We start from the raw sequence: 24,340 nt of genomic DNA on the forward strand, positions 1-24,340 counted from the left end.
TCAGGCCCTGCTCAGCGAGCGCAGCGCGGCGCGCAGCAGCGCAGCGACGTCGGGCACCGGCCCCGCCTCGGGGGCCACGGCGTCGACGGCCTTCTCGGCGTCCTTCGCCGACCAGCCCAGACCGACCAGACCGGTCGCCACCTGCTCACGCCACGGCTCGGCCGAGGCGGCGGCCGGCGCCGAGCGACCGCCGACGGGCGCGCCGAGGCGGTCCTTGAGCTCCAGGATGATCCGCTGCGCGCCCTTCTGGCCGATGCCGGGCACACGCGTGAGGGTCTTGACGTCCTCGGCCGAGACCGCGCGGCGCAGGTCGTCGGGCGCGAGCACGGCCAGCACCGCCTGGGCCAGCTTGGGGCCGACGCCGGAGGCGGTCTGCACGAGCTCGAAGCAGGCCTTCTCGTCGTCGTCGAGGAAGCCGAAGAGCGTCAGGGAGTCCTCGCGCACCACCATGCTGGTGGGCAGGGTCGCCGGCTGCCCCACGCGCAGCGACGCCAGGGTGCCGGGGGTGCAGAGCAGCTCCAGCCCCACGCCGCCCACCTCGAGGACGGCGCTGGACAGGCCCACCGTGGCCACCTGGCCGTGCACGAACGCGATCACCTGCTGCTCCTCCCGGCCGCGACCTCGGCGGCCTGCTCCAGCGCGCGCCTGCGCGCCTGCTGCTGGACGGCCCGCTGGGCCCTGACCTGGGCGTCGACCTGCGCCTGCCGGTGGGCGCGCGCGCCGCTGGCCCCGACGGCGGCGTCGAGGCGCTGCTGGGCCCCGCCGCGCCAGATGTGGGTGATGGCCAGGGCCAGGGCGTCGGCCGCGTCGGCCGGCTTCGGCGGCGCGTCGAGGCGCAGGATCCGGGTCACCATCGCCCCGACCTGCTGCTTGTCGGCGCGACCGTTGCCCGAGACCGCGGCCTTGACCTCGCTGGGGGTGTGCAGCGCGATCGGCAGCCCGCGTCGCGCCGCGCACACCATGGCGATCCCGCTGGCCTGCGCCGTGCCCATCACCGTGCTCACGTCGGAGCGGGCGAAGACCCGCTCCACCGCGACGGCGTCGGGTGAGAACTCGTCGAGCCAGGCGTCCACGCCCTTCTCGATGGTGACCAGGCGCTCCGCGACCGGCAGGTGCGAGGAGGTCCGCACGACGTTGACGTCGACGAGGGTCAGCGGGCGGCCCACCGACCCCTCCACCACCCCGAGGCCGCAGCGGGTCAGGCCGGGGTCGATCCCGAGCACCCGCATCGCGCCTCCTGGTCCTCGCGCCGGACCTCGGTGGGCCGGCGTCGCGTCGAACATGTGTTCGCAGGCAACGCTACCCACCACGACCGACCTGCGCCGCGGCGACACGCGGGCCGGGGTGCAGCCTCGGGTCAGGCGTCCTCGAGCTGGGCCATGACGTCGTCGGCCACGTCGAAGTTGGCGTAGAGGTTCTGCACGTCGTCGAGGTCCTCCAGGACGTCGACGAGGCGGAACATCTTGGCCGCGGCGTCCTTGTCGAGCGCGACCTGCATGTCGGGCACGAAGGAGGCGTCGGCGGAGTCGTAGTCGATGCCGGCGCTCTGCAGCGCGGTGCGCACCGCCACCAGGTCGGTGGGCTCGGAGACGACCTCGAAGGCCTCCCCCAGGTCGTTGACGGCGTCGGCGCCGGCCTCGAGGGTCGCCTCGAGCACGTCGTCCTCGGAGACGGTCTTGCCCTCCTGCTGCGCGGGCACCACGACGACGCCCTTGCGGTGGAAGAGGAAGGACACCGAGCCCGGGTCGGCCAGCGAGCCGCCGTTGCGGGTCATGGCGGTGCGGACCTCCATGGCGGCGCGGTTCTTGTTGTCGGTGAGGCACTCGATGAGCATCGCGACGCCGGAGGGGCCGTAGCCCTCGTACATGATCGTCTGGTAGTCGGCGCCGCCGGTCTCCGCACCGGAGCCGCGCTTGACCGCGCGGTCGATGTTGTCGTTGGGCACCGAGGACTTCTTGGCCTTCTGGATGGCGTCGTAGAGCGTCGGGTTGCCGGTGGGGTCACCGCCGCCCATGCGGGCCGCGACCTCGATGTTCTTGATCAGCTTGGCGAACATCTTGCCGCGCTTGGCGTCGATCGCGGCCTTCTTGTGCTTGGTGGTCGCCCACTTGGAGTGCCCCGACATGCGTTCCCTCTTCCCGTCCGTCCACGCCCTGCTCCCGGCGCACCGGGGCGGTCGTGCTTGTCGAAGTGCTGCGCCGGCCGGTCAGCGCTCCCGGACCAGGTCGAGGAACAACCCGTGGATGCGGGTGTCCTCGCCGACCTCGGGGTGGAACGAGGTGGCCATGAGCGGGCCCTGCCGGACCGCGACGATCCTACCCACGGCCGGACCGTGCGCCACACGCGCGAGCACCTCGACGTCGTCGTCGACGGCCTCCACCCAGGGCGCCCGGATGAAGACGGCGTGCACCGGGGAGTCGAGGCCGGCCACGTCGAGCGGGCCCTCGAAGGAGTCGACCTGGCGCCCGAAGGCGTTGCGGCGCACCGTGACGTGCAGCCCGCCGAGGGTCTCCTGCCCGGGCGCGGCGTCCTCGACGCGGTCGGCCAGCATGATCATCCCCGCGCAGGTGCCGAGCACCGGCAGGCCCTCGGCGATCCGCTCGCGCAGCGGTCCGAGCAGGTCGAAGACCCTCGCCAGGCGGATCATCGTGGTCGACTCGCCGCCCGGCACGACCAGCGCGTCGACGGCGGCCAGCTCCGCTGCGCGGCGTACGCCGGTCGCCTCGGCCCCCAGCGCCCGCAGCGCGCGGACGTGGTCGACGACGTCGCCCTGGAGGGCGAGGACTCCGATGCGGGGTGACGGCACCGGGCGATCGTAGGGCCGGGCCCGGATCCCCGCGCGGGCAGGTGGGAGCGCGCGGGGCGGGTCAGGTGGTGGAGAAGGTGCTGGTCGCGGTGGTGGCGTTGCCGGCGGCGTCGACGGCACGGACGGTGAGGGTGAAGGCCGCCGCGCCGAACGCGTTGGGGTAGGCGGGCTCCAGCAGCCCCGGCACCCGCCAGGCCGTGCCGCCGACCAGCGTGGCCGGCTGCTGGCCGAGCAGGCAGGTGGCCCCCGACCACGCCGACCCGTTCCAGCACTCGGTGACGCTGACCGGGCCGGCGCCGCTGCGCCGCTCCAGGCGGTAGGTGACCGCGGTGGTGGCGACGTTGTCCGACGTGGAGCCGCAGGCCACTCCCCCCGCCGGGCAGCCGGCGGCGACCTTGGTCGACATGGAGCCGGACGAGAAGGACGTGCCGGTGGTCGGGAAGCCCACGGAGAGCGCGGGGGCGACGGTGTCGGAGGAGCCGGCCACCGGCACCGCCACCCGGTCCGACTCCTTGCTCCAGGCGGCGCCGACAGTGGCGACGAGGGAGTAGTAGGCGGTGGCGAGCAGCGGCGCGCCCGCGTCGGAGCAGGTCGTGGTGGGGGCCGTGGTGGCGCAGGCCTGCACGCTGGTGCCGCCCGTGGGCGCGCTCCAGCGCAGCACCCGGTAGGTGCCGGCCGTGCCGGTGCCCGCCGGTGTGGCCGCCCAGCTCAGGGTCACCGCGCCCGCCAGCGAACGGCTGCCCACCGGCGAGGTCGGCTTGGCGATCGCCCCACTGGTGAGCCCTCCGCTGGTCGCGGCGGCGGAGTCGGAGAAGGCGGCCAGGGTCGCGGGGGTCCTCGACCCGAGGGTCGTTCCGACACCCAGCCCCAGCAGGAGCGCTAGCACCACGAGCGTTGCGCGGCTCACGCGGCGACCTGGGTGGCGGCGAGCGCGACGGAGACGGTGCTCGGGGTCGTCTTGGACTGGAAGGTGTCGGCGGTCTCGAAGGGGAGGCTCACCTTGACGCACAGTGTCAGCGAGGCGGCGACGTCGAGCCGGGTCGCCGTGGTGGGCGACAGCGGCGTGCCGCCGGAGCACCCCTCGGTGCGGGGGTAGGTCGCGTCGTCGCCGGTCTGCGTCGACCCGGCGAGCACCTCGACCACCAGCGGCGTGGCCAGGTCGCCCGCCTTGGTGGCGCTGGCGCGGAAGGTGAAGGGCGCGTCGCCGGCGTTGCGCACGGTGAGCGTCGCGGCGACGCTCTCGCCCGGCACCATCGTGGCGAGCGCGAGGTTGGTGGCGGCGTAGGCGGTGGGGTTGCCCTGGGCCCCGTCGACGGTGAGGTCGAGGCGCCCGGTGGTGAAGGAGCCGCTGGCCACGGTGTCGGTGTCGCTCCAGAAGGCGAAGGTGCCCTGGCTGCCGGCGCCCAGGACCAGTCCGCCGGCCAGCGCCAGCGCCGCCCAGCCCTTGGTGGCCCGACCGCGTCGCGCCATCACTGCCCGACGGCGGCCCGTGGAGCGGGTGCGCGCGGGCCGGGACGGCCGCCGGCTCCTGCGGTGCTCAGCCACGGAGCACCACCGTGTCGTCGCGGAAGCCGTTGACGTCCTGGGTCAGGCGGAGCTCGAGGGACACGCGCGATCCCCGGCCCTGGGTGCGGTTGCCGGCGGTGTAGGCCAGGGCGGCGATGACCCGCACGTGCACCAGCCGGCCCGGGCGCAGGTGGTAGGCGAGCACGACCGGGGCGGTGCGCCGCAGCGACCCCTCCACCCGGGCGAGGCTCCGCGTGAGGTCGCCGCTGGGAGCACCGCGACGCGCACGACCCGCCACCCGCACGCTGAACCGGTCTGCGCTCAGCAGCGGCCTCGCGCCGCGCGAGGCCACGGTGAGGGTCAGGTCGGCCGGCGCCGGGCCGTCGTTGCGCACCCAGAAGTCCCCCGCACGCCGGTCCCCCGGCACCCAGCGGACCCCGCGGCCCCACACGGGTCCGTCCCAGGCGGTGTCGAAGGCGCGGTCGCGCGACACCGCGAGGTACGACGACACGTCGGTGTCGCGCAGCGCCGACTCCTCGGCCCGGCCCGGCCCGGCCTCGGGCGGCCCGGCCACCGGGCGCATCGCGACGGTGCTCACCGGCAGCGCGACCAGGACGGCGGCGACGAGCACCGCGCGGAGGCGACGGGCGTGCGACACGGTGGCTCCTCTCCTGGATCGGGCGGGCGGGCGGGCGGTCGGTCGAGCAGTCGGCGGCGCACCCGCGGACGGTCGCGGTGGGCGGTGCAGGTCAGGCGGTGCAGGTCAGGCGGTGCAGGTCAGGCGGTGCAGGTCAGGCGGTGCAGGTCAGGCGGTGCAGGTCAGGCGGTGCGCAGGTGGGTCGGGCGCGGGCGGCGACCCCGCTCGCGGGCGGCTCCGACGAACATGGCGCCGGCGTAGGCGAGCAGCCCACCGCCGACGACCCACACCGCGACCTGGCGCTGGTGGCCGGTGAGCAGCGCGTTGACGCGGCCGAGGTGCGGCACGGCGTACCAGACCTCGCCGCGCAGCTGCGCGGCCTCGACGGGCTCGGCGTCGGGCACCGGGTTGGCGTCGCCCTGGGTGGTGAACAGCCGCCGGCCGGTCAGGTCGTAGGCCACGCCGACGACGCGGTGGGTCACGACCTCGGGCCGTCCGGACTCCAGCTGGAAGGTCACCGGCGTGCCCGGGCCGACGTCGTCGGCGTCGACGGGCCTCACCACGACGAGGGTCCCCGGCGGGTAGGTCGGGGCCATCGACCCGGTGAGCACCGTGTAGGGCGTCGCCCCGACCACCCGGGGCACGACGACCCCGGCCGCGACGACCGCCGCGACCGCGAGCAGCACGGTCCAGGCGGCGACCTGCCCCGCCCAGCCCCGCGCTGTGCCGCGGCTGCGGCTGCGGCTGCGGCTGCGGCTGCGCATCAGGCCGGGTTGGGGTTGTCCTGCACCAGGGACACCGTGAGCGCGTCGACCGCGGCGATGAGGTTCTGGGTGTCGTTGGCGTTCTTGGTGGTCGCGTCGCCGTACGGGAAGGAGACCGTGATGGCCGCGCTCAGCGTGTCGTTGTTGTTCGAGGGGGTCAGCTTGCCCGCGGTGAACCCGCTGGTGGTGGTGTAGGTCGCGGCGGCGGTGGCGTCGAGGGTGGACGTACCCGGGTCGGACGACGTCTTGCGGACGGGGATCACCGCGGGGAGGGTCGGCGTCGCCGACAGGTTGTCGCCCTTGGCGAGCACCGTGAAGGTGCAGGTCTTCGTGATCTTGTCCCCCGGGACGATGGCGGTCACCACGGATCCCGCCTTGGCGTTGCCGGGGGCGTAGGTCCAGCTCGTCGCGCACGTGCCGTTGGTCAGCTTGATCTCGCCGCTGGCGAAGGACCCGGGCTGCACGACGTCGTTGTCGGTCCAGTAGGCCAGCGAGCCGGCGCCCCCGAGCAGCAGCACGGCGGCGGTGGACGCCGCGAGGGCACCCTTGGTGGTCTTGTTCATGAGGGGCTCCGGTCGGTGGGTGGCGGGCAAGACACCTCCTCAACGGACCCTCGCAGCCGGGGTCATGGCCGCCGGACGGAGATGGTCACGACGGGTCAGGGGTTCTGCCCGACCGGCGCCGCACCGGCCCGGACGGACTACTCACCGGCTTCCGTGCGGGCCAGGACGGGACCCGGGTGCGGTGGCGCGGGTCAGCCGCAGAGACTCACGACGACGAAGGTGTAGGTGCGGGTGGTCGAGGGCACCGAGGACCAGGTCACCGACGGGTAGGCGACGTGGGCCCGCACCCAGGCCGTGCCCCCGCTGAGCAGGCCCGCCAGGTCCACCGAGGTGCCGGTCGTGGTCACCGACCCGGCTCCGCCGTCGTAGGAGACCGTGTAGCTCGTCGCGCCCGCCACCGCGGACCAGGTGAACCGCACGCTGCCGAGGCCCAGACCGGTGCAGGTGAACGTGGCCGGCGCCGGCACGGTGGCTGCGCCCAGGGTGGTGCCGATGACGCCGACGGTGTCGGTCCAGGGGGCGGCCTGCGCCGGCGCCGGGTGCAGGCCGGCGGCGAGCGCCAGCGCCGCCAGCGTGGCGTGCGCCGCGGCGCGGGCCCGGCCGTGCGGACGTGGACCGCCCCGGTGCCGCGGGGTCACGACAGGTCCGAGGAGGCCGTGAAGGTGAGGGCCACCGCCGTCGTGGCGCCCTGCAAGCCGCTGGCCGCCGTGCCGGGCAGGGTCAGCTGCACGCAGACCTTCTCCGTGGTGGCGGGGGCCAGGGTGCGACCGGTCCCGACCAGCGCCCCGCCGAGCGTGGAGCCCGCGCCGGCCAGGGCGGTGCCGGCGCAGGTGGTGGCCGGGGCGCTGCCCGAGACCGCGGTGTCGCCGGTCACCTTGACCGCCAGCGCCGCGGCCAGGCCCTTGCCGTCGGCGTTGGTCGCGGTCGACGTGGCGGTCCAGCGCAGCGGGGCGGTGCCCGCGTTGCGCACGGTGAGCACCGCCGCGACGCTGCCCCCGGGCACCATCGCCCCCACCGACAGCGAGGCGTAGCCGGTCACCGCGTTGCCGCCGTCGACGGTCAGGTCGATGCTCCCCGCGGTGACGGTGGCGCCGCTGACCGGCACCTCGTCGGTCCACGCCGCCCAGGTGCCGGTGGTCGCGACGCAGGCCACGACCGCGAGACCGAGCGCCGCCTGCACCCGCAGCGACCGCAGCGGCCGGGGCACCCCGCCGCGGGCGGGGGTCGCGCGGTGGCTAGGCATCGGCGCGCTCGCGGGGGTGCTCGACCGGGGCCCGGTGCCGCCCCGCTGCGACGGAGGTGCGCCGCGACGACGCGGCGCGGTGCTCCCGCACCGCCCGGGCGTACGCCGAGGCGGCGTAGGACAGCAGCAGGCCGGCCAGGACGAGGCCGGCCAGCCGCCGCTGCTCCCCGCTGAGCAGCCGCCCGACGTGGCCGAGGTGCGGCACGGCGTACCAGAGCCGTCCGCGCACCTGCTCGGGCCGCACGCCGACGGGGTCGGCGACGTCGTTGGCGTCGCCCCGAGTGGTGAGGCGCAGCTCGCCCGCCCCGTCGACCCCCACGGCCACGACGCGGTGGGTGACGACGGCGGGCTCGTCGCTGCGCAGCTGGTAGGTGACGACGTCGCCGGTGCGCAGCTCGCCGGTCTCGACCGGCCGCACCACGACCAGGGTGCCCGGTGGCAGTCCGGGCCGCATCGAGCCGGTGAGCACGGTGTAGGCCGACCCGCCCGCGAGACGCGGCACGACCAGCCCCACGGTCAGCGCTGCGAGCGCGAGCAGTGTCGCCGCCCAGGCCGCGACCCGGGCGACGCGACGGACCCACGTCACGACGCGCACGGCCTCAGCCGGAGTGGCCCTGGGTCGCGGTGACCGTGATGTCCTCGAGCGTCGCCTGCAGCCCGGCGGTCGGCACGTTGCTGGCGTTGTCGGACCCCAGCGGGAAGGACACGGTCACCACCGCGGTGACGACGTCGCCGTCCTGCACCGCCACCCCGCCGGCCTCCGGGTCGACGGGGACGCCGGCGACGGTGTAGGCGGTGGAGACCACGAGGTCGTCGACCAGCGCGTTGGTCTCGGTCACGACGGGGTCGGAGGTCTCGAAGGTCGCCGACAGGTGCTCACCCGCGGCGTCGAGGGTGAAGGTGCAGCGGTGGCTGAGCTCGTCGCCCGGCACGATCAGCTGGGTCGTGAACGCAGCGCCCCCGTCGAGCTCCCACGGGTCGCAGACCGGGTCGGTGAGGTCGAGGTAGCCGCTGGTGGAGCCGGTGCCGGGGAGGTCCTCGGCGTCGGTCCACACCGCGAGCGTGCCGGCTCCGCCGAGCAGCAGCACGACGCCTGCGCCCGCGGCGAGTGATCCCTTGACGATGGTGCGCACGTCGACGCCCTCCTGGCTCCGGCAGCGCCCTGGCGGCAACCGGCTCCCCGTGCCCATCGGTCGGCACGGCGCCCGTCGGAGGCTTCCGCGCGTCGATGACCCGTCCGTCCACCCGGTCCACCCGGTCGGGTCCTGGCATGGCCCGGGCGGGCCCGCCCGTCGGTGCGCGGCGCGGGTCGTGGCATGGCCCGGACGGGCCCGCCCGTCCGTGCGCCGCCGGGGGTGTACGCCGCGTGGCAGGCTGACGCCATGACCCGGGCCCGCGTCGCCGTCGCGGCGCTGCTCCTCGCCCCCGTCCTCTGGCTCGGCGCCTGCACCGACCCCGGCACCCCGCGCAGGGCCGCCCCGCTCCCGGTGGACCCGTCGGTCGCCACCGCCCCCGCCGACACCGGTGCACCCGACGCCGGGTCCGCCGCGCGGTCCGACGCGGGATCCGACGCCGGCGACGCCACGGCGGGCCCCGGCGCGCCCGGCGGCGGCACGGCCGCGGAGTCGGCGTACCTGGCGTGGCTGGGGGCGCTCGCGGCGCGCGACGCCGCCGGGGCCTGTGCGCGGCAGGCGCCCGAGCTGACGATCGAGCTGCGCGGCAGGGCGATCCTGCTGGGTCGTGCCGGCCTCGGCGACCCCTGCACCGGCTTCGTCGGGGTGCTGTGGGACGAGCCCACCGAGACCCTCGAGACCGACGTCGCCGGCCTCGAGGTCACCTCGGCCACCGCGGAGCGGACCGTGCTGGCGGCCGACCTGCCCGGCCGCGACCAGACGGTGACGATGACCTACGACGACGCGCGGTGGCGGGTGCTGGCCACGGTGGCCCGCGGCGGCGGGGCCGTCGACGACGCCGTCACCGCGCAGTGGGTCGCGGCGTGGTGCGACCTCGAGCCCGGGTCGCCGTCGGGCGTCGTGGTCGACCTCATGGGCGAGCCGTCGGGCCGCTACACCGTCGCCGACGGCGGGGAGCCCCAGCTCTACTGGGCGGCCGCGCCCTACGACTTCCGCGCCTACCTCGACACCACGGGCCGGGTGCTCGACCTGGTCGGCGACTACGACGCCCTCACGGCTCGTGACCGGGCGCGCCTGCCCTGCCCCGAGCTGCGCTGAGATCTGCGCTGCGCTGAGATCTGCGCTGCCCTGAGACCTGCGCTGCCCTGAGCCCTGCGCCGAGCCCTGCGGCGACGGGCGGCGTCGGCCGAGCCGACGCCGTGCCGGGCGACCCGCCGGCCCGTCAGGGCGCGGCGGGCCCGGGAGTCACCAGCCGCGCTCGGCCAGGCGGTGCGGCTGCGGGATCTCGTCGACGTTGAGGCCGACCATCGCCTCGCCCAGGCCGCGCGAGACCTTGGCGACCACGTCGGGGTCGTCGTAGAAGGTCGTGGCCTTGACGATGGCCTCGGCGCGCTGCTGGGGGTTGCCGGACTTGAAGATTCCCGAGCCCACGAAGACGCCCTCGGCGCCGAGCTGCATCATCATCGCGGCGTCGGCCGGGGTGGCGATGCCGCCGGCGGTGAAGAGCACCACGGGCAGCGAGCCGCGCTCGGCGACCTCCTTGACCAGGTCGTAGGGCGCCTGGAGCTCCTTGGCGGCGACGTAGAGCTCGTCGGGCAGCAGCGAGGAGAGCCGGCGGATCTCGCCGCCGATGGTGCGCATGTGCATGACGGCGTTGGAGACGTCGCCCGTGCCGGCCTCGCCCTTGGAGCGGATCATGGCCGCGCCCTCGGCGATGCGGCGCAGCGCCTCGCCCAGGTTCGTGGCGCCGCAGACGAAGGGGGCGGTGAACTGCCACTTGTCGATGTGGTTGGCGTAGTCGGCCGGGGTCAGCACCTCGGACTCGTCGATGTAGTCGACCCCGAGGCTCTGCAGCACCTGCGCCTCGGCGAAGTGGCCGATGCGGGCCTTGGCCATGACGGGGATCGAGACGGTCTCGATGATCGAGTCGATCATGTCGGGGTCGCTCATCCGGCTCACGCCGCCCTGGGCGCGGATGTCGGCGGGCACCCGCTCGAGGGCCATGACGGCCACGGCGCCGGCGTCCTCGGCGATCTTGGCCTGCTCGGCGGTGACGACGTCCATGATCACGCCGCCCTTGAGCATGTCGGCCATGCCGCGCTTGACGCGGGTGGTGCCGGTGCCGGTGGTCTCGGACGGGGTGCCAGCGGTGTCAGCCATGGGACGAATTCTACGGCCGTTTACCTGCCCGACCCATTCGACGAGAGGGTCCTCACATGTCGGCGAGTGCCTGCTGGCGCACGACCCAGATCCGCTGCACCACGGTGACCGTGCTGGCCACGGCGAGGGCCCACAGCACGACGTGCAGCAGGATCGGGGCGTCGAAGATCGCGCTCAGCCCGGTCATCACCAGGATGGCCACGAGACGGTCGGCGCGCTCGGCGATGCCGACCTTCGCGGTGAAGCCGAGGCCCTCGGCCTTGGCGCGGGCGTAGGAGGTCACCGCCCCCATGAGGAGGCAGACCAGGCACAGCACGAGGTAGAGCGTGCTGTCGCCCGGGCCCGCGAAGTAGAGCGAGAGCCCGATGAAGATCGCGCCGTCGCCGATGCGGTCGAGGGTGGAGTCGAGGAAGGCGCCGAACTTGCTGCTCTTGCCCTGCGACCGGGCCATGTAGCCGTCGATGAGGTCGCTGAAGACGAAGGCGGTCGCGACCAGCACACCGGTGAGCAGCATGCCCTGGGGGAAGAAGACGAGGGCGCCGGCGCTGAGCCCGAGGGTGCCGACGAGGGTCACCACGTCGGCGCTCACCCCGAGGCGGATCAGGAGGTGGGCGACGGGGGCGATGACCTTCGTCCAGAAGGCGCGGAAACGTTCCATCATGGCGGGAGCAGGCTAGCGGCCCGGCGCCGCGGCGCCGGCACCCGCCTCGGCCAGGCGGTCGCAGACCTCGGCCACCGCGCTCGGAGCGCCGGCGACGTACCAGCGCCGGCCCGCGGCCTCGACGAGGCGCGCGACGCCCCCGACCCCGCGCAGGAGCGCCTCGCCGGGCAGTCGGTCCCAGTCCGGCACGGAGTGCTGCACGACCACGTCGACGACGCCGCCGGCGGCCAGCGCGGCGTCCATCGACCCCGACCCGAGCATCCGCACCGTCGCCGCGGGCGCCAGGGCGTGGCCCCAGGCCAGGCCGGCCGGGGTGGCGTGGGTCGGGGGGTGGCGGTAGGTCGCCACGCAGGCCTGGTCGAGGGTGCGGTCGACCACCGGGTCGAGCGCCACGCCGTCGCGCGTGCTCGGCAGGGCCGGGCCGCCGACCCAGGTCGTGTCGTCGTGGGGGTGGTGCACCGCCCCCAGCAGGGCGGCGTCGAGGCGCGAGGGGTCGCCCTCGACCAGGGCCAGGGCCGAGCACCACCCGGTGAGACCGCGCACGAAGTTGTAGGTGCCGTCGACGGGGTCGACCACCCAGGTGCGGCCGCTGCGCGAGACCCGCTCGGCGCCCTCCTCCCCCAGCACGCCGTCGTCGGGGCGCAGCGCGGCGAGCCGCTCGAGCACCAGCCGCTCCGCAGCGTGGTCGGCCGCGGTGACGACGTCGGAGACCGACGTCTTGCGGGTCGTGTCGAGGGCTCCGGCGCCGCGCATGCGCAGCGCCAGGCGCCCCGCGTCGCGCACCAGCGCGACGGCCAGCTCCACGTCGGCGGGGTCGGGACGCCGGTCGCGCGGCGCGGGAGGGGCCACGGCTCAGGAGGGCCAGGCGTCGGTGAGCAGCGCGCGGGTCTGGCCGAGCAGCTCGGGCAGGGTCTTGGTGCGCCCGATGATCGGCATGAAGTTCTGGTCGCCGGGCCAGCGCGGCACGACGTGCTGGTGCAGGTGGGCCGCGATGCCTGCCCCGGCGATCTCGCCCTGGTTCATGCCGATGTTGAAGCCGCCCGCCCCGGAGACCGAGCGCACCACGCGCATGGCGGTGCGGGTCAGGTCGGCGATCTCCGCGGCCTCCTCGTCGGTGGTCTCGGTGTAGTCGGCGATGTGGCGGTAGGGACACACCATGAGGTGGCCCGGCGCGTAGGGGTAGAGGTTGAGCAGCACGAAGCTCAGCCGGCCGCGGTGCACCACGAGGCTGTCCTCGTCGGGCAGCGAGGGGATCCGGCAGAAGGGGCACTCCCCCGACGTCGCGTCGGCCGGCTTGTTCTCCCCGCGGATGTAGGCCATCCGGTGGGGCGTCCACAGCCGGTCGAGGCCGTCGGGCTCGCCGATGCCGTCCTGCACCAGGACCGCCTCGTCCTCGGCTCCTCGCCCGCTCACCGGGGGCCCTCGACCCGGGCGGGCGGGAGGTCGACGAGGTCGCTGGTCTCGACCCGCGCGGCCGCGTCGACGGCGGCGGAGGCCTGCTCGAGCAGCTGCTCGATGGGCTGGTCGGAGCGCAGCTCCAGCCCCAGGCTCCGGGCGTGGCCCTGGAGGATGAACCACACCGAGTCGGTCGTCAGCGCGACCAGCAGCGGGGCGGGCGGGGTCTGCTCGGGCTTGGCCATCCAGCGGCGCACGGCGCCGAAGACGGCCCCCACCAGGCCGAAGACCAGCGGGTCGAGGGCGGCACGCTCGTCCTCGCTGACCTCGAGGTCGAGCAGGTCGACCGCGGTGGTGATCACCTCGACCACCTGGGCGGCGATCCGCTCGATGCCCTGCTGGAGCGGGCCGGAGCCGTCGAGGGAGGTGTCCTGCTCGGCCACGTGGTGCAGCGCGGGATGGGTGGTGGCCCAGTCGACGTAGGTGCGCACGACGCGGCCGACGATCTCGGGGATGGTGCCGTCGAGGGTGACGGCGGGCAGCAGCTCGGCGGCCAGCCCCTCGACGATCGCGGTCTGCACGGCCCGGTCGAGGTCGGCGCGGTCGGCGAAGTGGCGGTAGATGACGGTGCGGCTGAGGCCGGCCTGCTCGGCGTACTGCTGCACGTGGACCTCGGCGCCGGGCTCACCGGCCTCGATCACCGCGAGGGCGGCGTCGATGATCTGCTGGCGCCGCTCCTGGTTGTGGCGGTCCCAGCGCGCCTGGCGCCCGTCGGGGCGGCCGCGCTCGGTCGACGCCATCCCCACCCCGTCCCGTGCGCCCGTCGGCGCGTCGCTGTCGCTGTGCTGACAACCCTAACCCGTGGCACCGGCGTACTGTCGATCGCACGGGGCCATCCAGGCCCTCCACCAGAGGAACCGCCATGAGCGACAAGTCCCCGCGCCAAGCCCTGTCGAAGAAGTCCGGGAAGTCCCTCAAGGAGAAGCGCGGAGCCAAGCGCGACAAGGCGGCCGACGCCGCGACGAGCGGGGTGGAGAAGCTCACCGACCGCAAGCGCTGAGCCCAGCGCTGGTCGCAGCGCCGACCGCGCGCCCGGGCTCGGCCGGGGCTCGGGTGGGATCGCGCGCTCAGGCCCTGCCCGCGGTCCGTACGCCGAGCAGGGTCCGCCGGCGCGGCCGGGCGTCCGCCGTCTGCGCCGCGATCCGGTGCATCTCCGCGACGTCGACGACCTTGGTCCGGGGGCGCCCCGCAGCGGCACCGCGGCGGCGCTCCTCGGCGTCGATCGCGCGCCACCCGGCGAGGTCGACCACCGCGACGCCTCGCTCCCGCAGCACCCGGGCCAGGTCGCCCCGGTGCGACCGCGGCCCCCCGACGGACGCCTCGGGCCCCGCGACGAGGCCGGCGTCGAGGTCGTCGAGCAGGGTGGACACCGTCTCCTGGGCGTCGGCCTTGTTGGTGCCGATGAAGCCGCTGGGGCCGCGCTTGACCCAGCCGGCGACGTAGACGCCGGGGACCACCCGTCCGGCGGTGTGCGGCACGGTGCCGGTGGCGGCGTCGTGGGGTAGGCCGTCGACGGGCTCGCCGTGGTAGCCCACCGAGCGCAGCACCAGCCCGACGGGCAGCACCTCGGTCTCGCCGGTCGACCGCGCGCGCGGCACCCCGGCGGCGTCGGCGACCAGCTCGTTGCGCACCAGCTCGATCCCGCCCACCCGCCCGTCGGGTCCGGCGAGCAGCCGCGTCGGCGAGGTGAGGAAGCGCAGCACGATCGTGCGCAGCGCCGGGTCGGGGGTGCGGGAGGCGAGCTCGGCGAGCACCTGACGCCGCAGGTCGCCCTCGACGCCTGGGGCCTCGCCCTCGCTCAGCGCCGCCCCCTGGGTGTCGACCACGACGTTGACGCCGCGCAGCGCGGCCAGGCCGACCAGCTCGGGCAGGGTGAAGGCCGCCTGGTCGGGGCCGCGGCGCCCGAGCACGACCACCTCGCGGACCCCGCTGCCGGCGAGCACCGCCCACGGCACCCGGGCCAGGTCGGTGCCGGCCAGCTCGTCGGGATCGGCGGTCAGCACCCGGGCGACGTCGAGGGCGACGTTGCCGTTGCCCACCACCACCGCGCGCTCGTGACCGAGGTCGACCGCGAGGTCCTGCTTGTCGGGGTGGCCGTTGTACCAGCCGACGAGGTCGGTGGCCGACAGCGATCCGGGCAGGTCCTCACCCGGCACGCCGAGCGCCTTGTCGCTGGCCGCGCCGACGGCGTAGACGACGGCGTCGTAGTGCGCCACCAGCTCGGCGTGGGTGACCGCGGCCCCCGGGCCCTCACCGACCCCCACGCCCAGCAGGTACCGGAAACCGGGCTCGGCCTCGATGGCGGCGAAGAGGGTGGTGGCCCGCTTGGTGTGCGGGTGGTCGGGCGCGACGCCGGCGCGCACGAGGCCGTAGGGCGTGGGCAGCCGGTCGAGCACGTCGACGCGTGTCTCCGGGTGGCGCAGCAGCTCGTCGGCGACGTACAGCCCCGCGGGCCCCGCGCCGACCACGGCCACGTGCACCGGCCGCGGCCGCTTCATCCGACGCTGCGCGGCCACCACCGCCAGGGGCGTGCGGTCGGCGTGGGGGAAGACGTCGAAGTAGGCGGCGTTGATGTCGAGGAACGGCAGCTCCGCCTCGCTCAGCCTGGTGTGCGGCTTGATCGCGTCGACGGGGCAGGCCGTCGCGCACGCCCCGCAGTCGACGCAGGAGTCGGCGTCGACGTAGAGCATCTCGGCCGTCGCGAAGCCGGGCTCGCCCGGGGCGGGGTGGATGCAGTTGACCGGGCAGGCCACGACGCACGAGGCGTCGCTGCAGCACGACTGGGTGACGACGTAGGGCACGGGAGGGGTCCGCTCGCTCGGGTGCCGGCCGGGGTCGGCCGGGCTGTGGCAGGGCTCGAGGCGGCTCGGGAGCGGCTCAGGCCGCGGCCGAGGCGACCTCGCTGCGGAAGCGGCTGGGGCGGCCGTCGATCCCCATCCAGCGCCAGACCATTCGCGAGGCGCGGTTCATCATCCCGGTCTCCTCGGCGAGCATGCGCACGTCGCCGAAGAGGTCGCGCAGGAACTTCCGCGACTCCGGCTCGCGCCAGTAGAGGTCCTTGACCACCTGGCGCGGGATGCCGAGGTCGCGCTGCATCCGGCGACTGGGCACGAGGATCTCGTCGCACAGCACCCGCATCACGACCGGCACCAGCACCGAGAGCACCGCGCGCTGGCGGCGGGTGAGCTTGGGCGCCTGGTGCTCGAGGTACTGGTGGGCGAAGCCGATGTGGCGGGCCTCCTCGGCGACGTGGATCTGCATGATCCGCTGCAGCAGCGGGTGCATGTCGTCGCCCGCGCGCAGCACCGACTTCTGCACGTGGTCGATCGGCTCCTCGCCGGCGAGCACGCCGTAGAAGAAGCCGAACGGCACCCAGCGCGCGGCCAGCGGCAGGAAGGGGCCGGCCATCCGGAAGAGCAGGCGCCCGCCGGGGACGTCCTGGCCCGAGCGGTTGACGAACTCCTGGAACATCTGGGTGTGGTGGCACTCCTCGGTCGCCTCGTGGGTGGAGTAGCGGAACTCCGCCGAGCGGTTCGGGAGGTTGAAGGCGAAGTTCATCAGGCCGCTGATGAGGATCTGCTCGAACTGCAGGCCGACCTTGCAGATGTTGGCCTGGCGGTAGATGCCGACGCGGATCTGCTCCTCCAGCGGCAGCGAGCGGTACCAGTCGGTGCCACCGAGCACGTCGACGCTGGGCAGGACCCAGCGCGGGTCGTCGAGACGGATGGCGTGGTCGGGGTCGTCCCAGGCGATGTCGAGGAAGGCGTCGAAGTGCTGGTGCACCGAGGCCTCGGAGAGCGTGCGGAGCCGGTGCTCGTAGGCCTGCGTGCGCTCGGCGCGCGCCGCCGCGTCGTCGGCGGAGGCCGTCGCACGGGCGGGGGCGGCGGTGTCGTGGAGCGTGGGGGTCGCGGTCATCTCGCACCTCGTCGTGGCGTCGTCGTCGTGGCCGGAGCCCCGCTGCTGCGGGGCTCGTGCTGCAGTCCCACGGACGTTAGTGCGACACCGTGTCGGTGTAAATGGTGAGCGCGACACCACGTCGCACTTACCCGTCGGTAACCACCGGAGGGGTGAGGGCGCCACGCCGTCCCGCCGGGCGCCGGCGCGTCAGTAGCGGTGGAACCAGCGACCCAGGTCGAGGTGCACGTCGCCGCAGGTGACGTTCTGGTCGCGGGAGGCCTCCACCCACTGGCCCATCACCGCCTCACCGCCCTGGATGACCCAGTCGTCCCCGCAGCGGGAGGCGGCCTCGGCGCGCGAGGTCTGGCCGGCGGCGCGCCACTCGGGCAGGCCGAGCTCCAGGGGGCCGACGACCTGCTCCCACAGCAGCGGGGTGGAGTACACCCCGATCCGGTAGCCCGCGTCGGTGTAGCCCCGGGCGACGCCCTGCACCACCGCGGCGTTGGCGGTGGGGTCGCTGCTCCACGCGAAGTCGGGCACCGGCTCGACGTCGATCCAGACCACCGGGGTCTCCAGGCCGGCCGCGCGCATCGACGCGACGTTGTAGCGCGCCTGCTGGTAGCCGGTGTTGGCCAGCCGCCCCAGCCGCGAGCCGGCCGGGTAGGGGCCGTCGGCGCCGTGGGTCTCCTGCTCGGCGGCGCTGGGGAAGGACGACACGGCGTAGGCCGAGACCAGCAGGTCGCGCTCGCGCGACTCGGCCACCTGGTCGGCCAGGCAGGGGTTGGCCACGAAGCCGGGGCCGTTGGTCAGCCCGATCACGACGTAGCGCGCCTCCGGCAGCGGCGGGGGCAGCCCCAGCGTGCGCTTCTCGGGGATGCCGAGGCCCCGGGGGCACTGCGGCCAGCTGATGTCGCCGCCGAGCACCGGCCCGTCGAAGGCCGGGACGCTGCGCTCCTGCGCACGGGCCTCACCCTCGGCGAGCGCCGCGAGGTCCTCGAGGTCCTGCGGGTCGGGCGCGTCGGGGTCGCCACGGCCGCCGCTGGCGCCGGAGTCCACCGGCGAGGCCGAGCGCGGTGGCTCCACCAGCGGCGGCTCGCCCGCGGCCACACGCTGCTCGGCCTGCTCGCGCGGCGCGACGTCGCCGCCCGAGCCGCCGGGCCCGCCCGCGCAGGCGCTCAGCGCCAGGAGCGCGGCCAGCGCCGCGGCCGACCGGGCGCCCGTGCGGCCCGACGTACGCCGGCCCCGGGCGGCCCGCTCCCCCACGACCCGGCCCACGACCCGGCCCACGACCCGGCCTCAGACCTGCTCGCGCGACTCCACGGCGGCCGCGACGCGCGCGATCGCCTCCTCGAGCGGCACGCCGTTGTCCTGGCGGCCGTCGCGGTAGCGGAAGGAGACGGCGCCCGCGGCGAGGTCGTCGTCGCCGGCGATCATCATGAACGGCACCTTCTGCAGCTGGGCGTTGCGGATCTTCTTCTGCATCCGGTCGTCGGAGTCGTCGACCTCGACGCGCAGGCCCTGGGTGCGCATGCGGCGGGCCACGTCGTGCAGGTAGTCGGCGTGGCGCTCCGCGATCGGGATGGCCTGCACCTGCATGGGGGCCAGCCACGGGGGGAAGGCGCCGGCGTAGTGCTCGACGAGCACGCCGAGGAAGCGCTCGATCGAGCCGAACTTCGCGGAGTGGATCATCACCGGCTGCTGGCGCGAGCCGTCGGGGGCGACGTAGGTGAGGTTGAAGCGGTCGGGCGAGGGCTGGTTGAAGTCGTACTGCACCGTGCCCATCTGCCAGGTGCGGCCGATGGCGTCCTTGGCCTGCACCGAGACCTTGGGGCCGTAGAACGCGGCGCCGCCCGGGTCGGGCACGAGCTCGAGGCCCGACTCGGTGGCGACCTGCTCGAGCACGGCGGTGGCCGCGGCCCAGTCCTCGTCGGAGCCGACGAACTTGTCGGGCTTGGAGTCGTCGCGCGTCGACAGCTCGAGGTAGAAGTCGTCGAGGCCGAAGTCGCGCAGCACGCTGAGCATGAAGTCGAGCAGGTGCTTGACCTCGCCCGGCGCCTGCTCGGGGGTGCAGTAGGAGTGGGAGTCGTCCTGGGCGAAGCCGCGCACGCGGGTCAGGCCGTGCACGACGCCGGACTTCTCGTGGCGGTAGACCGAGCCGAACTCGAAGAGCCGCAGCGGCAGCTCGCGGTAGGAGCGCTGGCGGGCGTCGAAGATCAGGTTGTGCATCGGGCAGTTCATCGCCTTGAGGCGGTAGTCCATGCCGTCGACGTCGAGCGCGGGGAACATGCCCTCGCCGTAGTAGGGCAGGTGGCCCGAGGTGTGGAAGAGCCCCTCCTTGGCGATGTGGGGGGTGCCGACGTACTCGAAGCCCTCCTCGATGTGGCGCAGGCGGACGTAGTCCTCCATCTCGCGCTTGATCACGCCGCCGCGCGGGTGGAAGACGGGCAGGCCCGAGCCGATCTCGTCAGGGAAGGAGAACAGGTCGAGCTCGCGGCCGAGCTTGCGGTGGTCGCGGCGCTCGGCCTCCTCGAGGCGGTGCAGGTGCTCCTCGAGGGCCTCCTTGGTCTCCCACGCGGTGCCGTAGATGCGCTGGAGCTGCTTGTTCTTCTCGTCGCCGCGCCAGTAGGCGGCCGCCGAGCGCATCAGCTTGAAGGCCGGGATGCGCTTGGTGGTCGGCAGGTGCGGGCCGCGGCACAGGTCCGACCACGCCACGTCGCCGTTGCGGCGCACGTTGTCGTAGATCGTCAGCTCGCCGGCGCCGACCTCGACGCTGGCGCCCTCGGCGGCGTCGTCGCTGCGACCGGAGCCCTTGAGGCCGATCAGCTCGATCTTGTAGGGCTCCTCGGCCAGCTCGCTGATCGCGTCGGCGTCGGTGGTGACGCGGCGGTCGAAGCGCTGGCCCTCCTTGACGATCTTGCGCATCGCGGTCTCGATCTTGGCGAGGTCCTCGGGCACGAAGGGGGTCTCGACGTCGAAGTCGTAGTAGAAGCCGTCGGTGACCGGCGGGCCGATGCCGAGCTTGGCCTCGGGGAAGAGCTGCTGCACGGCCTGGGCCATCACGTGCGCGGTGGAGTGGCGCAGGATGTCGCGGCCGTCGGCGGAGTCGATGGCCACGCCCTCGACCTCGTCGCCCTCGCTCAGCGGGTGGGAGAGGTCCTTGAGCTCGCCCCCGACCCGGGCGGCGATGACCGAGGTGTCGTCGGTGAACAGCTCCCAGGCCTTGGTGCCCGCAGTGACCTCCCGCACCTCACGCTCACCGGCGTGGACGAGGGCGATCTTGAGGTCGGGCACGGGGGTCTCCTGACGGTGGGGCGGCGCCACCGGCCACGGGCCGGCGGGCGGCTCGGACGAGCCGGGTCAAGGGTAGCGACAGCGCGGCCCGCACGGCTCCCGGGTTTGTCCGGGGCCGTGCGGGCCGCGCTCGTCGTACGCCGCCTCCACCCGCGCACCGGCCGGCGTCGGGGCGTGGCGGGTGGTGCGGGTGGTGCGGGAGGGTCAGGCCATGTCGCGGTAGCGCTTCGCCGCGTCGAGCTGCTGGACGAGGAACGCCTCGTCGACGCGGCGACCGCCCTCGGGGTCGAAGCCGCGCTCGCCGGCGTAGAGGTCGGCGTAGGCCGCGGTGTCGCGCTGGAAGCGCCACCCCTCGCTGAGCGGGCCGGCGTCGTGGGCATCGTAGCCGAGGCTGTCGAGCACCTCGGTCACCGTCCGCTTGGCCGCGGCGTCGTCGCCGGCGATGGCCAGCACGCTGCGCTCGGGGTCGCCCGAGGGGCGCGCGAGGCGCAGCAGGTGCTCGAAGTAGATGTTGTTGAAGGTCTTCACGACCTGCGACTCCGGCAGGTGGGCCTGGAGCATCTCGGCGGTCGTGGTCGACTCGTCGTCGAGCTCGGCGATGTGACCGTCGCGCTCGGGGTAGTAGTTGTTGGTGTCGATGACGACCTTGCCGCGCAGCGGCTCGACCGGCACCTCGCGGTAGTTCTTCAGCGGGATGGTCACGACGACGACGTCGCCGGCCTCCGCCGCCTCGGTCGCGGTCGCCGCGCGGGCGTGCTCGCCCAGCTCGGCCACGAGGTCGGAGAGCGTCTCCGGCCCGCGGCTGTTGCTGACGACGACGTCGTGTCCGGCACGCACCGCGAGTCGCGCGACGGTGCTGCCGATGTTGCCTGCTCCGATGAGTCCGATGGTGGTCATGCTGGCTCCAACCCCGCCCGGCCGGCGCTGATTCCGTGGCCGTCGCCACGCCGGTGCCGTGCCGACGCCGTGCCGGCGCGTGGGCGGACGCGTGGGCGGCGCGTGGGGGAACGCGTGGGCGGACGCGTGGGCGGGATCAGTGGGCGGGCCAGTGGGCAGGGGCGTGGCGGGCGCGGGGCGGACCGCCTCGGGCCAGCGACGCGGGCGTGCCACGATGGCCGCGCCAGACCGGCACCCGGACGAGGCGCGTCGTACCCGGCCAGCGACAAGACGATGCCCAAGGAGCTCACCATGTCCTGGATCGTCCTCGTCGTCTCCGGTGTCCTGGAGGCCGTGTGGGCCACCGCCCTCGACCGCAGCGAGGGGTTCACCCGCCTCGGGCCCGCGGCAGTCTTCCTCGTGGCCGCCGCCGCCAGCATGGCCGGCCTCTCCTGGGCCCTGCGCGAGCTGCCCGTCGGCACCGCCTACGCCGTGTGGGTCGGCATCGGCGCCGCCACCACCGCCGGCTGGGCCATGGCCACCGGCGCCGAGCCGGTCTCCGTCGTGCGGGTGCTGCTCCTGCTCGGCATCGTCGCCTGCGTCGCCGGTCTCAAGCTCACCCACTGAGGTCGGTGGCCGGCCCCGCGGGTTTCGCCAGCCGGCTGGCGAAACCCGCACCTGTCGGCCCACGCGCGGGGCGACAAGTGCGGGTCCGGGCCGACCGGTGTGACGCGTGGGGCTGATGGGACCGCCGCCGGACGACCCGGACGCCGCCCGTCGCTCGGCGGGCCGGCACGCCGTCGGGGCCGCGACGCAGGGCGGGGGTCTCGTCGGAGGGCGGGTCGTCGGCGCCCGGACGCCCGCCGGCACGGACGTCCTCCCCCTCTCGGACCACATCGCGGCGTCGACAGGACGCACGCACCGAGGAGGCGACCGGGGCGTAACCGCTTGCGCGGCGCCTCGTTGGACCCGTGCCGGTGACCGGGGGGACTCACCAGCGGCCGGAGCGGCGGGACACACCTCGCCGCTCCGGCCCACGCGGCGCCGGACGGCCCTGACCGAGCGGCCCAGGAACGCCGCGAGGCCGGCCCCGTGGGGACCGGCCTCGTGCGTGATCTGGTGGGCGATACTGGGTTCGAACCAGTGACCTCTTCGGTGTGAACGAAGCGCGCTACCACTGCGCCAATCGCCCGCGGTGATGCGGCGGAAACGATAACCCATCCCGCGCCGACCCACACATCGGGGCCCGTCCGGGTCCGCCCCGCGGGCGTCGCGCCGGCTCAGTCGCCCGGCGTGCGGGCCTCCTCGAGCATGCTCGTCTCGCGCTCGCTCCAGGCCGCCTGCGCCGCGCGGGTCACCGGCCCCGGGGCGGGAAGGTCGACGTCGTCCCAGCGCACGACCGGCTGCACGTCGCGGGTGGTCGACACCAGGAACACCTCGCTGGCCCCGCGCACGACGTCGATCGGCTCGTCCACCTCCCGGCCGCCGAACCACTCCAGCACCAGCGCCCGCGTGACCCCGGCGAGACAACCGCTGCCCAGCGTGGGGGTGCGCAGCTCGCCGTCGACGACGTAAAAGACGTTGGAGCCGGTGCCCTCGCACAGGTGGCCGGCCAGGTTGGCCACCACGGCCTCGTCGGCGCCGCGCCGGTGCGCCTCGGCGAGGGCCACCACGTTCTCGGCGTACGACGTGGTCTTCAGCCCGGCCAGTGCGCCGCGCTCGTTGCGCGGCCACGGCACGGTCGCCACGGCCACCTGCGCGGCCGCCGGCGGCATCGGCGCCGCCACGACGACGACGGTGGGCGCCGCGTCGCCGCGACCCGAGCCCAGCGGGGCCGGTCCCCCGGTGACGGTGATGCGCAGGCGACCCAGCGCGAGGTGCTCCTCGGCCAGGACCGCCGCGACGCCCCGGCGCACCAGGTCGAGGTCGACCTTCGGCAGCCCGAGGCCGGCGGCGCTCGTGCGCAGGCGCTCGAGGTGGCGCGTCAGCGCGAACGGACGCCCCTCCACGACCTTGACCGCCTCGAAGACGCCGTCACCCACGGTGAGGCCGTGGTCGGTGACCCCGACGGCGGGGGCGGTGGGGTCGGGCAGGAGGTGACCGTCGATCCAGGCGCGCATGGCCGCCACTCTAGGAGGGCGCGGGCACCCCGCGACACGGGCCGCCGGGGGGGCCGGCGGAGGCTCCCAGGGCCCCGTGACGACCGCCGGACATGCCCCCGCAACACGCCCGACACCCGGATTTGGCACGCCTCAGGCGTTGGGTTACTGTTTCACCGCACGCCGACGGGAACGTCGGAAGCAAGCGGACATAGCTCAGTTGGTAGAGCGCAACCTTGCCAAGGTTGAGGTCGCGAGTTCGAGTCTCGTTGTCCGCTCGGAGAGGTCTCTCTCTTGGTTTGACCTCCAACGGTGGAGTGGCCGAGAGGCGAGGCAACGGACTGCAAATCCGTCTACACGGGTTCAAATCCCGTCTCCACCTCGGGCGATTGGCGCAGCGGTAGCGCGCTTCCTTGACACGGAAGAGGTCACTGGTTCAAACCCAGTATCGCCCACCACAGCTACACCGCAGGTCTGGCCCCGCTCCCTCCCAGGGAGGCGGGGCCTTCTGCTTTCCCGCACGAGCGCGACGCGGTCCACCCGGAGTCGGCTTCGAACAGCCACGGACCGGTGCGCGACGTGCGAGCGCCGGTCTCATGGGGTGACAACGTCGAGCCAGAACGGCAGAAACGCACCGACGAGGCCAGCAGCAGGCCCGGGGCCCGCAGCCCCCGCTGGCGCACCCCGCCGAGCAGGAGCAGCCCGCCGGCCAGGGGCAGCACGAGGCCGAGCAGCGCCCACCGGTTGTCGGCCAGGACGACGGCTCGGGAGGCGCGGGCGCACTGCACCCTGGCAGACGGCGACGGGCCACGCGGGAGGCCCGACACGGCACGGGAGGGCAAGGCGGCCTCAGCGGGGGCTGAGCAGGCGCGCCGGCACCCACTGCTGCACCAGCACCCACACCCCGGGCGCCCGGCGCTCGGGGCGTACGACGAGCCCCTCCCAGCCGCCCGCGCCGCGCCGCCACTCCACGAGCATCCCGGGCCGGGTCACACCGTCGACGTCGACGGCACCGGAGACCCAGCAGTGGCGCACGGGGCAGTCCTCCACTCCCCCGGCCGTGCCGTGCAGCGCCGAGACGCCCAGCGAGGGCTGGGTCGGGCCGCCGGAGGACCCGGGCGGGCGTCGTCCGGGGCGCCCCGGGGGCGCGTCGCCCCGCCGTTGCCGCGCTCCTCTGCTCACCGCCCCATTGTCCCACACGGTCGAACACCTGTTCGACACACAGGAGGGGTCGGGTGGCCGGGAGCGG

Annotated in this window: 28 protein-coding genes, 4 tRNA genes and 1 riboswitch; of the genes, 6 read left to right on the forward strand and 26 right to left on the reverse strand. The window is 74.7% G+C overall.

The genetic code is table 11. The features are described 5' to 3' along the window. The 13 genes from ruvA to IR170_RS11600 form a co-directional block, all read right to left on the reverse strand. Window positions 1-597: a Holliday junction branch migration protein RuvA gene (gene ruvA, locus IR170_RS11540; protein ID WP_056904373.1), complete on the reverse strand. Its 597-nt coding sequence runs from the start codon at window positions 595-597 to the stop codon at window positions 1-3. Continuing rightward, complete coding sequence (ruvC, locus tag IR170_RS11545; protein WP_193664222.1) at window positions 594-1,229, reverse strand: crossover junction endodeoxyribonuclease RuvC; 636 nt, start codon at window positions 1,227-1,229, stop codon at window positions 594-596. Before ruvC ends, ruvA begins: the two co-directional genes overlap by 4 nt. Window positions 1,230-1,357: 128 nt before the next feature. Continuing rightward, window positions 1,358-2,125: a YebC/PmpR family DNA-binding transcriptional regulator gene (locus IR170_RS11550; protein ID WP_056862757.1), complete on the reverse strand. Its 768-nt coding sequence runs from the start codon at window positions 2,123-2,125 to the stop codon at window positions 1,358-1,360. An 81-nt stretch (window positions 2,126-2,206) separates the two neighbouring features. After that, window positions 2,207-2,806 (reverse strand): pyridoxal 5'-phosphate synthase glutaminase subunit PdxT, encoded by a 600-nt coding sequence (pdxT, locus tag IR170_RS11555; protein WP_056862756.1) that lies wholly within the window; start codon window positions 2,804-2,806, stop codon window positions 2,207-2,209. 61 nt (window positions 2,807-2,867) lie between these two features. After that, window positions 2,868-3,713 (reverse strand): hypothetical protein, encoded by an 846-nt coding sequence (locus IR170_RS11560; protein ID WP_193664224.1) that lies wholly within the window; start codon window positions 3,711-3,713, stop codon window positions 2,868-2,870. Further along, window positions 3,710-4,276: a TasA family protein gene (locus IR170_RS11565; RefSeq protein ID WP_193664226.1), complete on the reverse strand. Its 567-nt coding sequence runs from the start codon at window positions 4,274-4,276 to the stop codon at window positions 3,710-3,712. Before IR170_RS11565 ends, IR170_RS11560 begins: the two co-directional genes overlap by 4 nt. A gap of 67 nt (window positions 4,277-4,343) precedes the next feature. Next, window positions 4,344-4,970, reverse strand: a complete 627-nt coding sequence (locus tag IR170_RS11570) for a hypothetical protein (RefSeq protein ID WP_193664228.1) — start codon at window positions 4,968-4,970, stop codon at window positions 4,344-4,346. A 161-nt stretch (window positions 4,971-5,131) separates the two neighbouring features. Then, window positions 5,132-5,713: a signal peptidase I gene (locus IR170_RS11575; RefSeq protein ID WP_193664230.1), complete on the reverse strand. Its 582-nt coding sequence runs from the start codon at window positions 5,711-5,713 to the stop codon at window positions 5,132-5,134. Further along, on the reverse strand, window positions 5,713-6,306 hold the full coding sequence (locus tag IR170_RS11580) for an alternate-type signal peptide domain-containing protein (protein WP_156697726.1): 594 nt from the start codon (window positions 6,304-6,306) through the stop codon (window positions 5,713-5,715). The genes IR170_RS11575 and IR170_RS11580 overlap by 1 nt, the downstream gene beginning before the upstream one ends. Before the next feature lie 161 nt (window positions 6,307-6,467). Beyond that, window positions 6,468-6,914, reverse strand: a complete 447-nt coding sequence (locus tag IR170_RS11585; RefSeq protein ID WP_193664232.1) for a hypothetical protein — start codon at window positions 6,912-6,914, stop codon at window positions 6,468-6,470. Continuing rightward, complete coding sequence (locus tag IR170_RS11590; RefSeq protein ID WP_193664234.1) at window positions 6,911-7,519, reverse strand: SipW-dependent-type signal peptide-containing protein; 609 nt, start codon at window positions 7,517-7,519, stop codon at window positions 6,911-6,913. The genes IR170_RS11585 and IR170_RS11590 overlap by 4 nt, the downstream gene beginning before the upstream one ends. Further along, window positions 7,512-8,114 (reverse strand): signal peptidase I, encoded by a 603-nt coding sequence (locus IR170_RS11595; protein WP_193664236.1) that lies wholly within the window; start codon window positions 8,112-8,114, stop codon window positions 7,512-7,514. The genes IR170_RS11590 and IR170_RS11595 overlap by 8 nt, the downstream gene beginning before the upstream one ends. 4 nt (window positions 8,115-8,118) lie before the next feature. Next, window positions 8,119-8,652 carry an alternate-type signal peptide domain-containing protein gene (locus tag IR170_RS11600; protein WP_193664238.1) on the reverse strand — a complete coding sequence of 178 codons (534 nt, stop codon included), beginning with the start codon at window positions 8,650-8,652 and terminating at the stop codon, window positions 8,119-8,121. Between the two features lie 249 nt (window positions 8,653-8,901). On the opposite strand from IR170_RS11600, the gene IR170_RS11605 reads away from it, so the two are divergent. Next, a complete protein-coding gene (locus IR170_RS11605; protein WP_193664240.1) occupies window positions 8,902-9,750 on the forward strand; it encodes a hypothetical protein in 849 nt (282 codons plus the stop codon). A 147-nt stretch (window positions 9,751-9,897) separates the two neighbouring features. Here the strand turns inward: IR170_RS11605 and pdxS are convergent, their stop codons facing one another. The 5 genes from pdxS to IR170_RS11630 are packed head-to-tail and all read right to left on the reverse strand — an operon-like array spanning window position 9,898 to window position 13,668. Further along, a complete protein-coding gene (pdxS, locus tag IR170_RS11610) occupies window positions 9,898-10,812 on the reverse strand; it encodes a pyridoxal 5'-phosphate synthase lyase subunit PdxS (RefSeq protein WP_056862745.1) in 915 nt (304 codons plus the stop codon). A 52-nt stretch (window positions 10,813-10,864) separates the two neighbouring features. Beyond that, the gene (gene pgsA / locus IR170_RS11615) at window positions 10,865-11,473 is read right to left on the reverse strand and encodes a phosphatidylinositol phosphate synthase (RefSeq protein ID WP_193664243.1); all 609 of its coding nucleotides are present in this window, start codon (window positions 11,471-11,473) and stop codon (window positions 10,865-10,867) included. Window positions 11,474-11,485: 12 nt separating this feature from the next. Beyond that, on the reverse strand, window positions 11,486-12,322 hold the full coding sequence (locus IR170_RS11620; RefSeq protein WP_193664245.1) for an inositol monophosphatase family protein: 837 nt from the start codon (window positions 12,320-12,322) through the stop codon (window positions 11,486-11,488). A gap of 3 nt (window positions 12,323-12,325) precedes the next feature. Further along, window positions 12,326-12,886 carry an HIT family protein gene (locus IR170_RS11625; protein ID WP_319805034.1) on the reverse strand — a complete coding sequence of 187 codons (561 nt, stop codon included), beginning with the start codon at window positions 12,884-12,886 and terminating at the stop codon, window positions 12,326-12,328. After that, window positions 12,883-13,668 (reverse strand): TetR/AcrR family transcriptional regulator, encoded by a 786-nt coding sequence (locus IR170_RS11630; RefSeq protein ID WP_156697724.1) that lies wholly within the window; start codon window positions 13,666-13,668, stop codon window positions 12,883-12,885. Before IR170_RS11630 ends, IR170_RS11625 begins: the two co-directional genes overlap by 4 nt. Before the next feature lie 122 nt (window positions 13,669-13,790). Here IR170_RS11630 and IR170_RS11635 point away from each other — a divergent pair, with 122 nt between their 5' ends. After that, a complete protein-coding gene (locus tag IR170_RS11635) occupies window positions 13,791-13,928 on the forward strand; it encodes a hypothetical protein (RefSeq protein ID WP_165699018.1) in 138 nt (45 codons plus the stop codon). Window positions 13,929-13,995: 67 nt separating this feature from the next. Here the strand turns inward: IR170_RS11635 and IR170_RS11640 are convergent, their stop codons facing one another. The 5 genes from IR170_RS11640 to IR170_RS11660 form a co-directional block, all read right to left on the reverse strand. Further along, window positions 13,996-15,729 (reverse strand): FAD-dependent oxidoreductase, encoded by a 1,734-nt coding sequence (locus IR170_RS11640; protein ID WP_193664247.1) that lies wholly within the window; start codon window positions 15,727-15,729, stop codon window positions 13,996-13,998. A 76-nt stretch (window positions 15,730-15,805) separates the two neighbouring features. Continuing rightward, on the reverse strand, window positions 15,806-16,843 hold the full coding sequence (locus IR170_RS11645) for an AurF N-oxygenase family protein (protein WP_193664249.1): 1,038 nt from the start codon (window positions 16,841-16,843) through the stop codon (window positions 15,806-15,808). A 189-nt stretch (window positions 16,844-17,032) separates the two neighbouring features. Further along, window positions 17,033-18,112: a glycoside hydrolase family 25 domain-containing protein gene (locus IR170_RS11650; protein WP_193664251.1), complete on the reverse strand. Its 1,080-nt coding sequence runs from the start codon at window positions 18,110-18,112 to the stop codon at window positions 17,033-17,035. Between the two features lie 9 nt (window positions 18,113-18,121). Further along, on the reverse strand, window positions 18,122-20,116 hold the full coding sequence (gene thrS / locus IR170_RS11655) for a threonine--tRNA ligase (RefSeq protein WP_193664253.1): 1,995 nt from the start codon (window positions 20,114-20,116) through the stop codon (window positions 18,122-18,124). A gap of 204 nt (window positions 20,117-20,320) precedes the next feature. Continuing rightward, complete coding sequence (locus tag IR170_RS11660; RefSeq protein WP_319805035.1) at window positions 20,321-21,226, reverse strand: NADPH-dependent F420 reductase; 906 nt, start codon at window positions 21,224-21,226, stop codon at window positions 20,321-20,323. A 4-nt stretch (window positions 21,227-21,230) separates the two neighbouring features. Next, window positions 21,231-21,293: riboswitch (guanidine-III (ykkC-III) riboswitch) on the forward strand. An 11-nt stretch (window positions 21,294-21,304) separates the two neighbouring features. On the opposite strand from IR170_RS11660, the gene IR170_RS11665 reads away from it, so the two are divergent. Next, on the forward strand, window positions 21,305-21,619 hold the full coding sequence (locus IR170_RS11665; protein ID WP_193664255.1) for a DMT family transporter: 315 nt from the start codon (window positions 21,305-21,307) through the stop codon (window positions 21,617-21,619). Window positions 21,620-22,109: 490 nt separating this feature from the next. Here the strand turns inward: IR170_RS11665 and IR170_RS11670 are convergent. Together IR170_RS11670 and IR170_RS11675 are read right to left on the reverse strand one after the other, a co-directional pair. Then, window positions 22,110-22,184, reverse strand: a tRNA-Val gene (locus tag IR170_RS11670). An 88-nt stretch (window positions 22,185-22,272) separates the two neighbouring features. Next, window positions 22,273-23,112, reverse strand: a complete 840-nt coding sequence (locus IR170_RS11675; protein ID WP_193664257.1) for an aminotransferase class IV — start codon at window positions 23,110-23,112, stop codon at window positions 22,273-22,275. 184 nt (window positions 23,113-23,296) lie between these two features. Between IR170_RS11675 and IR170_RS11680 the strand changes: the two genes are divergently transcribed. From IR170_RS11680 to IR170_RS11690, 3 genes are all read left to right on the forward strand, one after another. Further along, window positions 23,297-23,369: transfer RNA gene (locus IR170_RS11680), tRNA-Gly, on the forward strand. A gap of 33 nt (window positions 23,370-23,402) precedes the next feature. Next, window positions 23,403-23,473, forward strand: a tRNA-Cys gene (locus IR170_RS11685). Window position 23,474: 1 nt separating this feature from the next. Then, window positions 23,475-23,549, forward strand: a tRNA-Val gene (locus tag IR170_RS11690). Between the two features lie 391 nt (window positions 23,550-23,940). Here IR170_RS11690 and IR170_RS11695 read toward each other — a convergent pair. Then, window positions 23,941-24,273 carry a hypothetical protein gene (locus IR170_RS11695; protein ID WP_193664259.1) on the reverse strand — a complete coding sequence of 111 codons (333 nt, stop codon included), beginning with the start codon at window positions 24,271-24,273 and terminating at the stop codon, window positions 23,941-23,943. Window positions 24,274-24,340: the final 67 nt, after the last annotated feature.

The sequence above is a fragment of the Nocardioides kribbensis genome (genome assembly GCF_015070375.1).
Classification (GTDB): Bacteria; Actinomycetota; Actinomycetes; order Propionibacteriales; family Nocardioidaceae; genus Nocardioides; species Nocardioides kribbensis.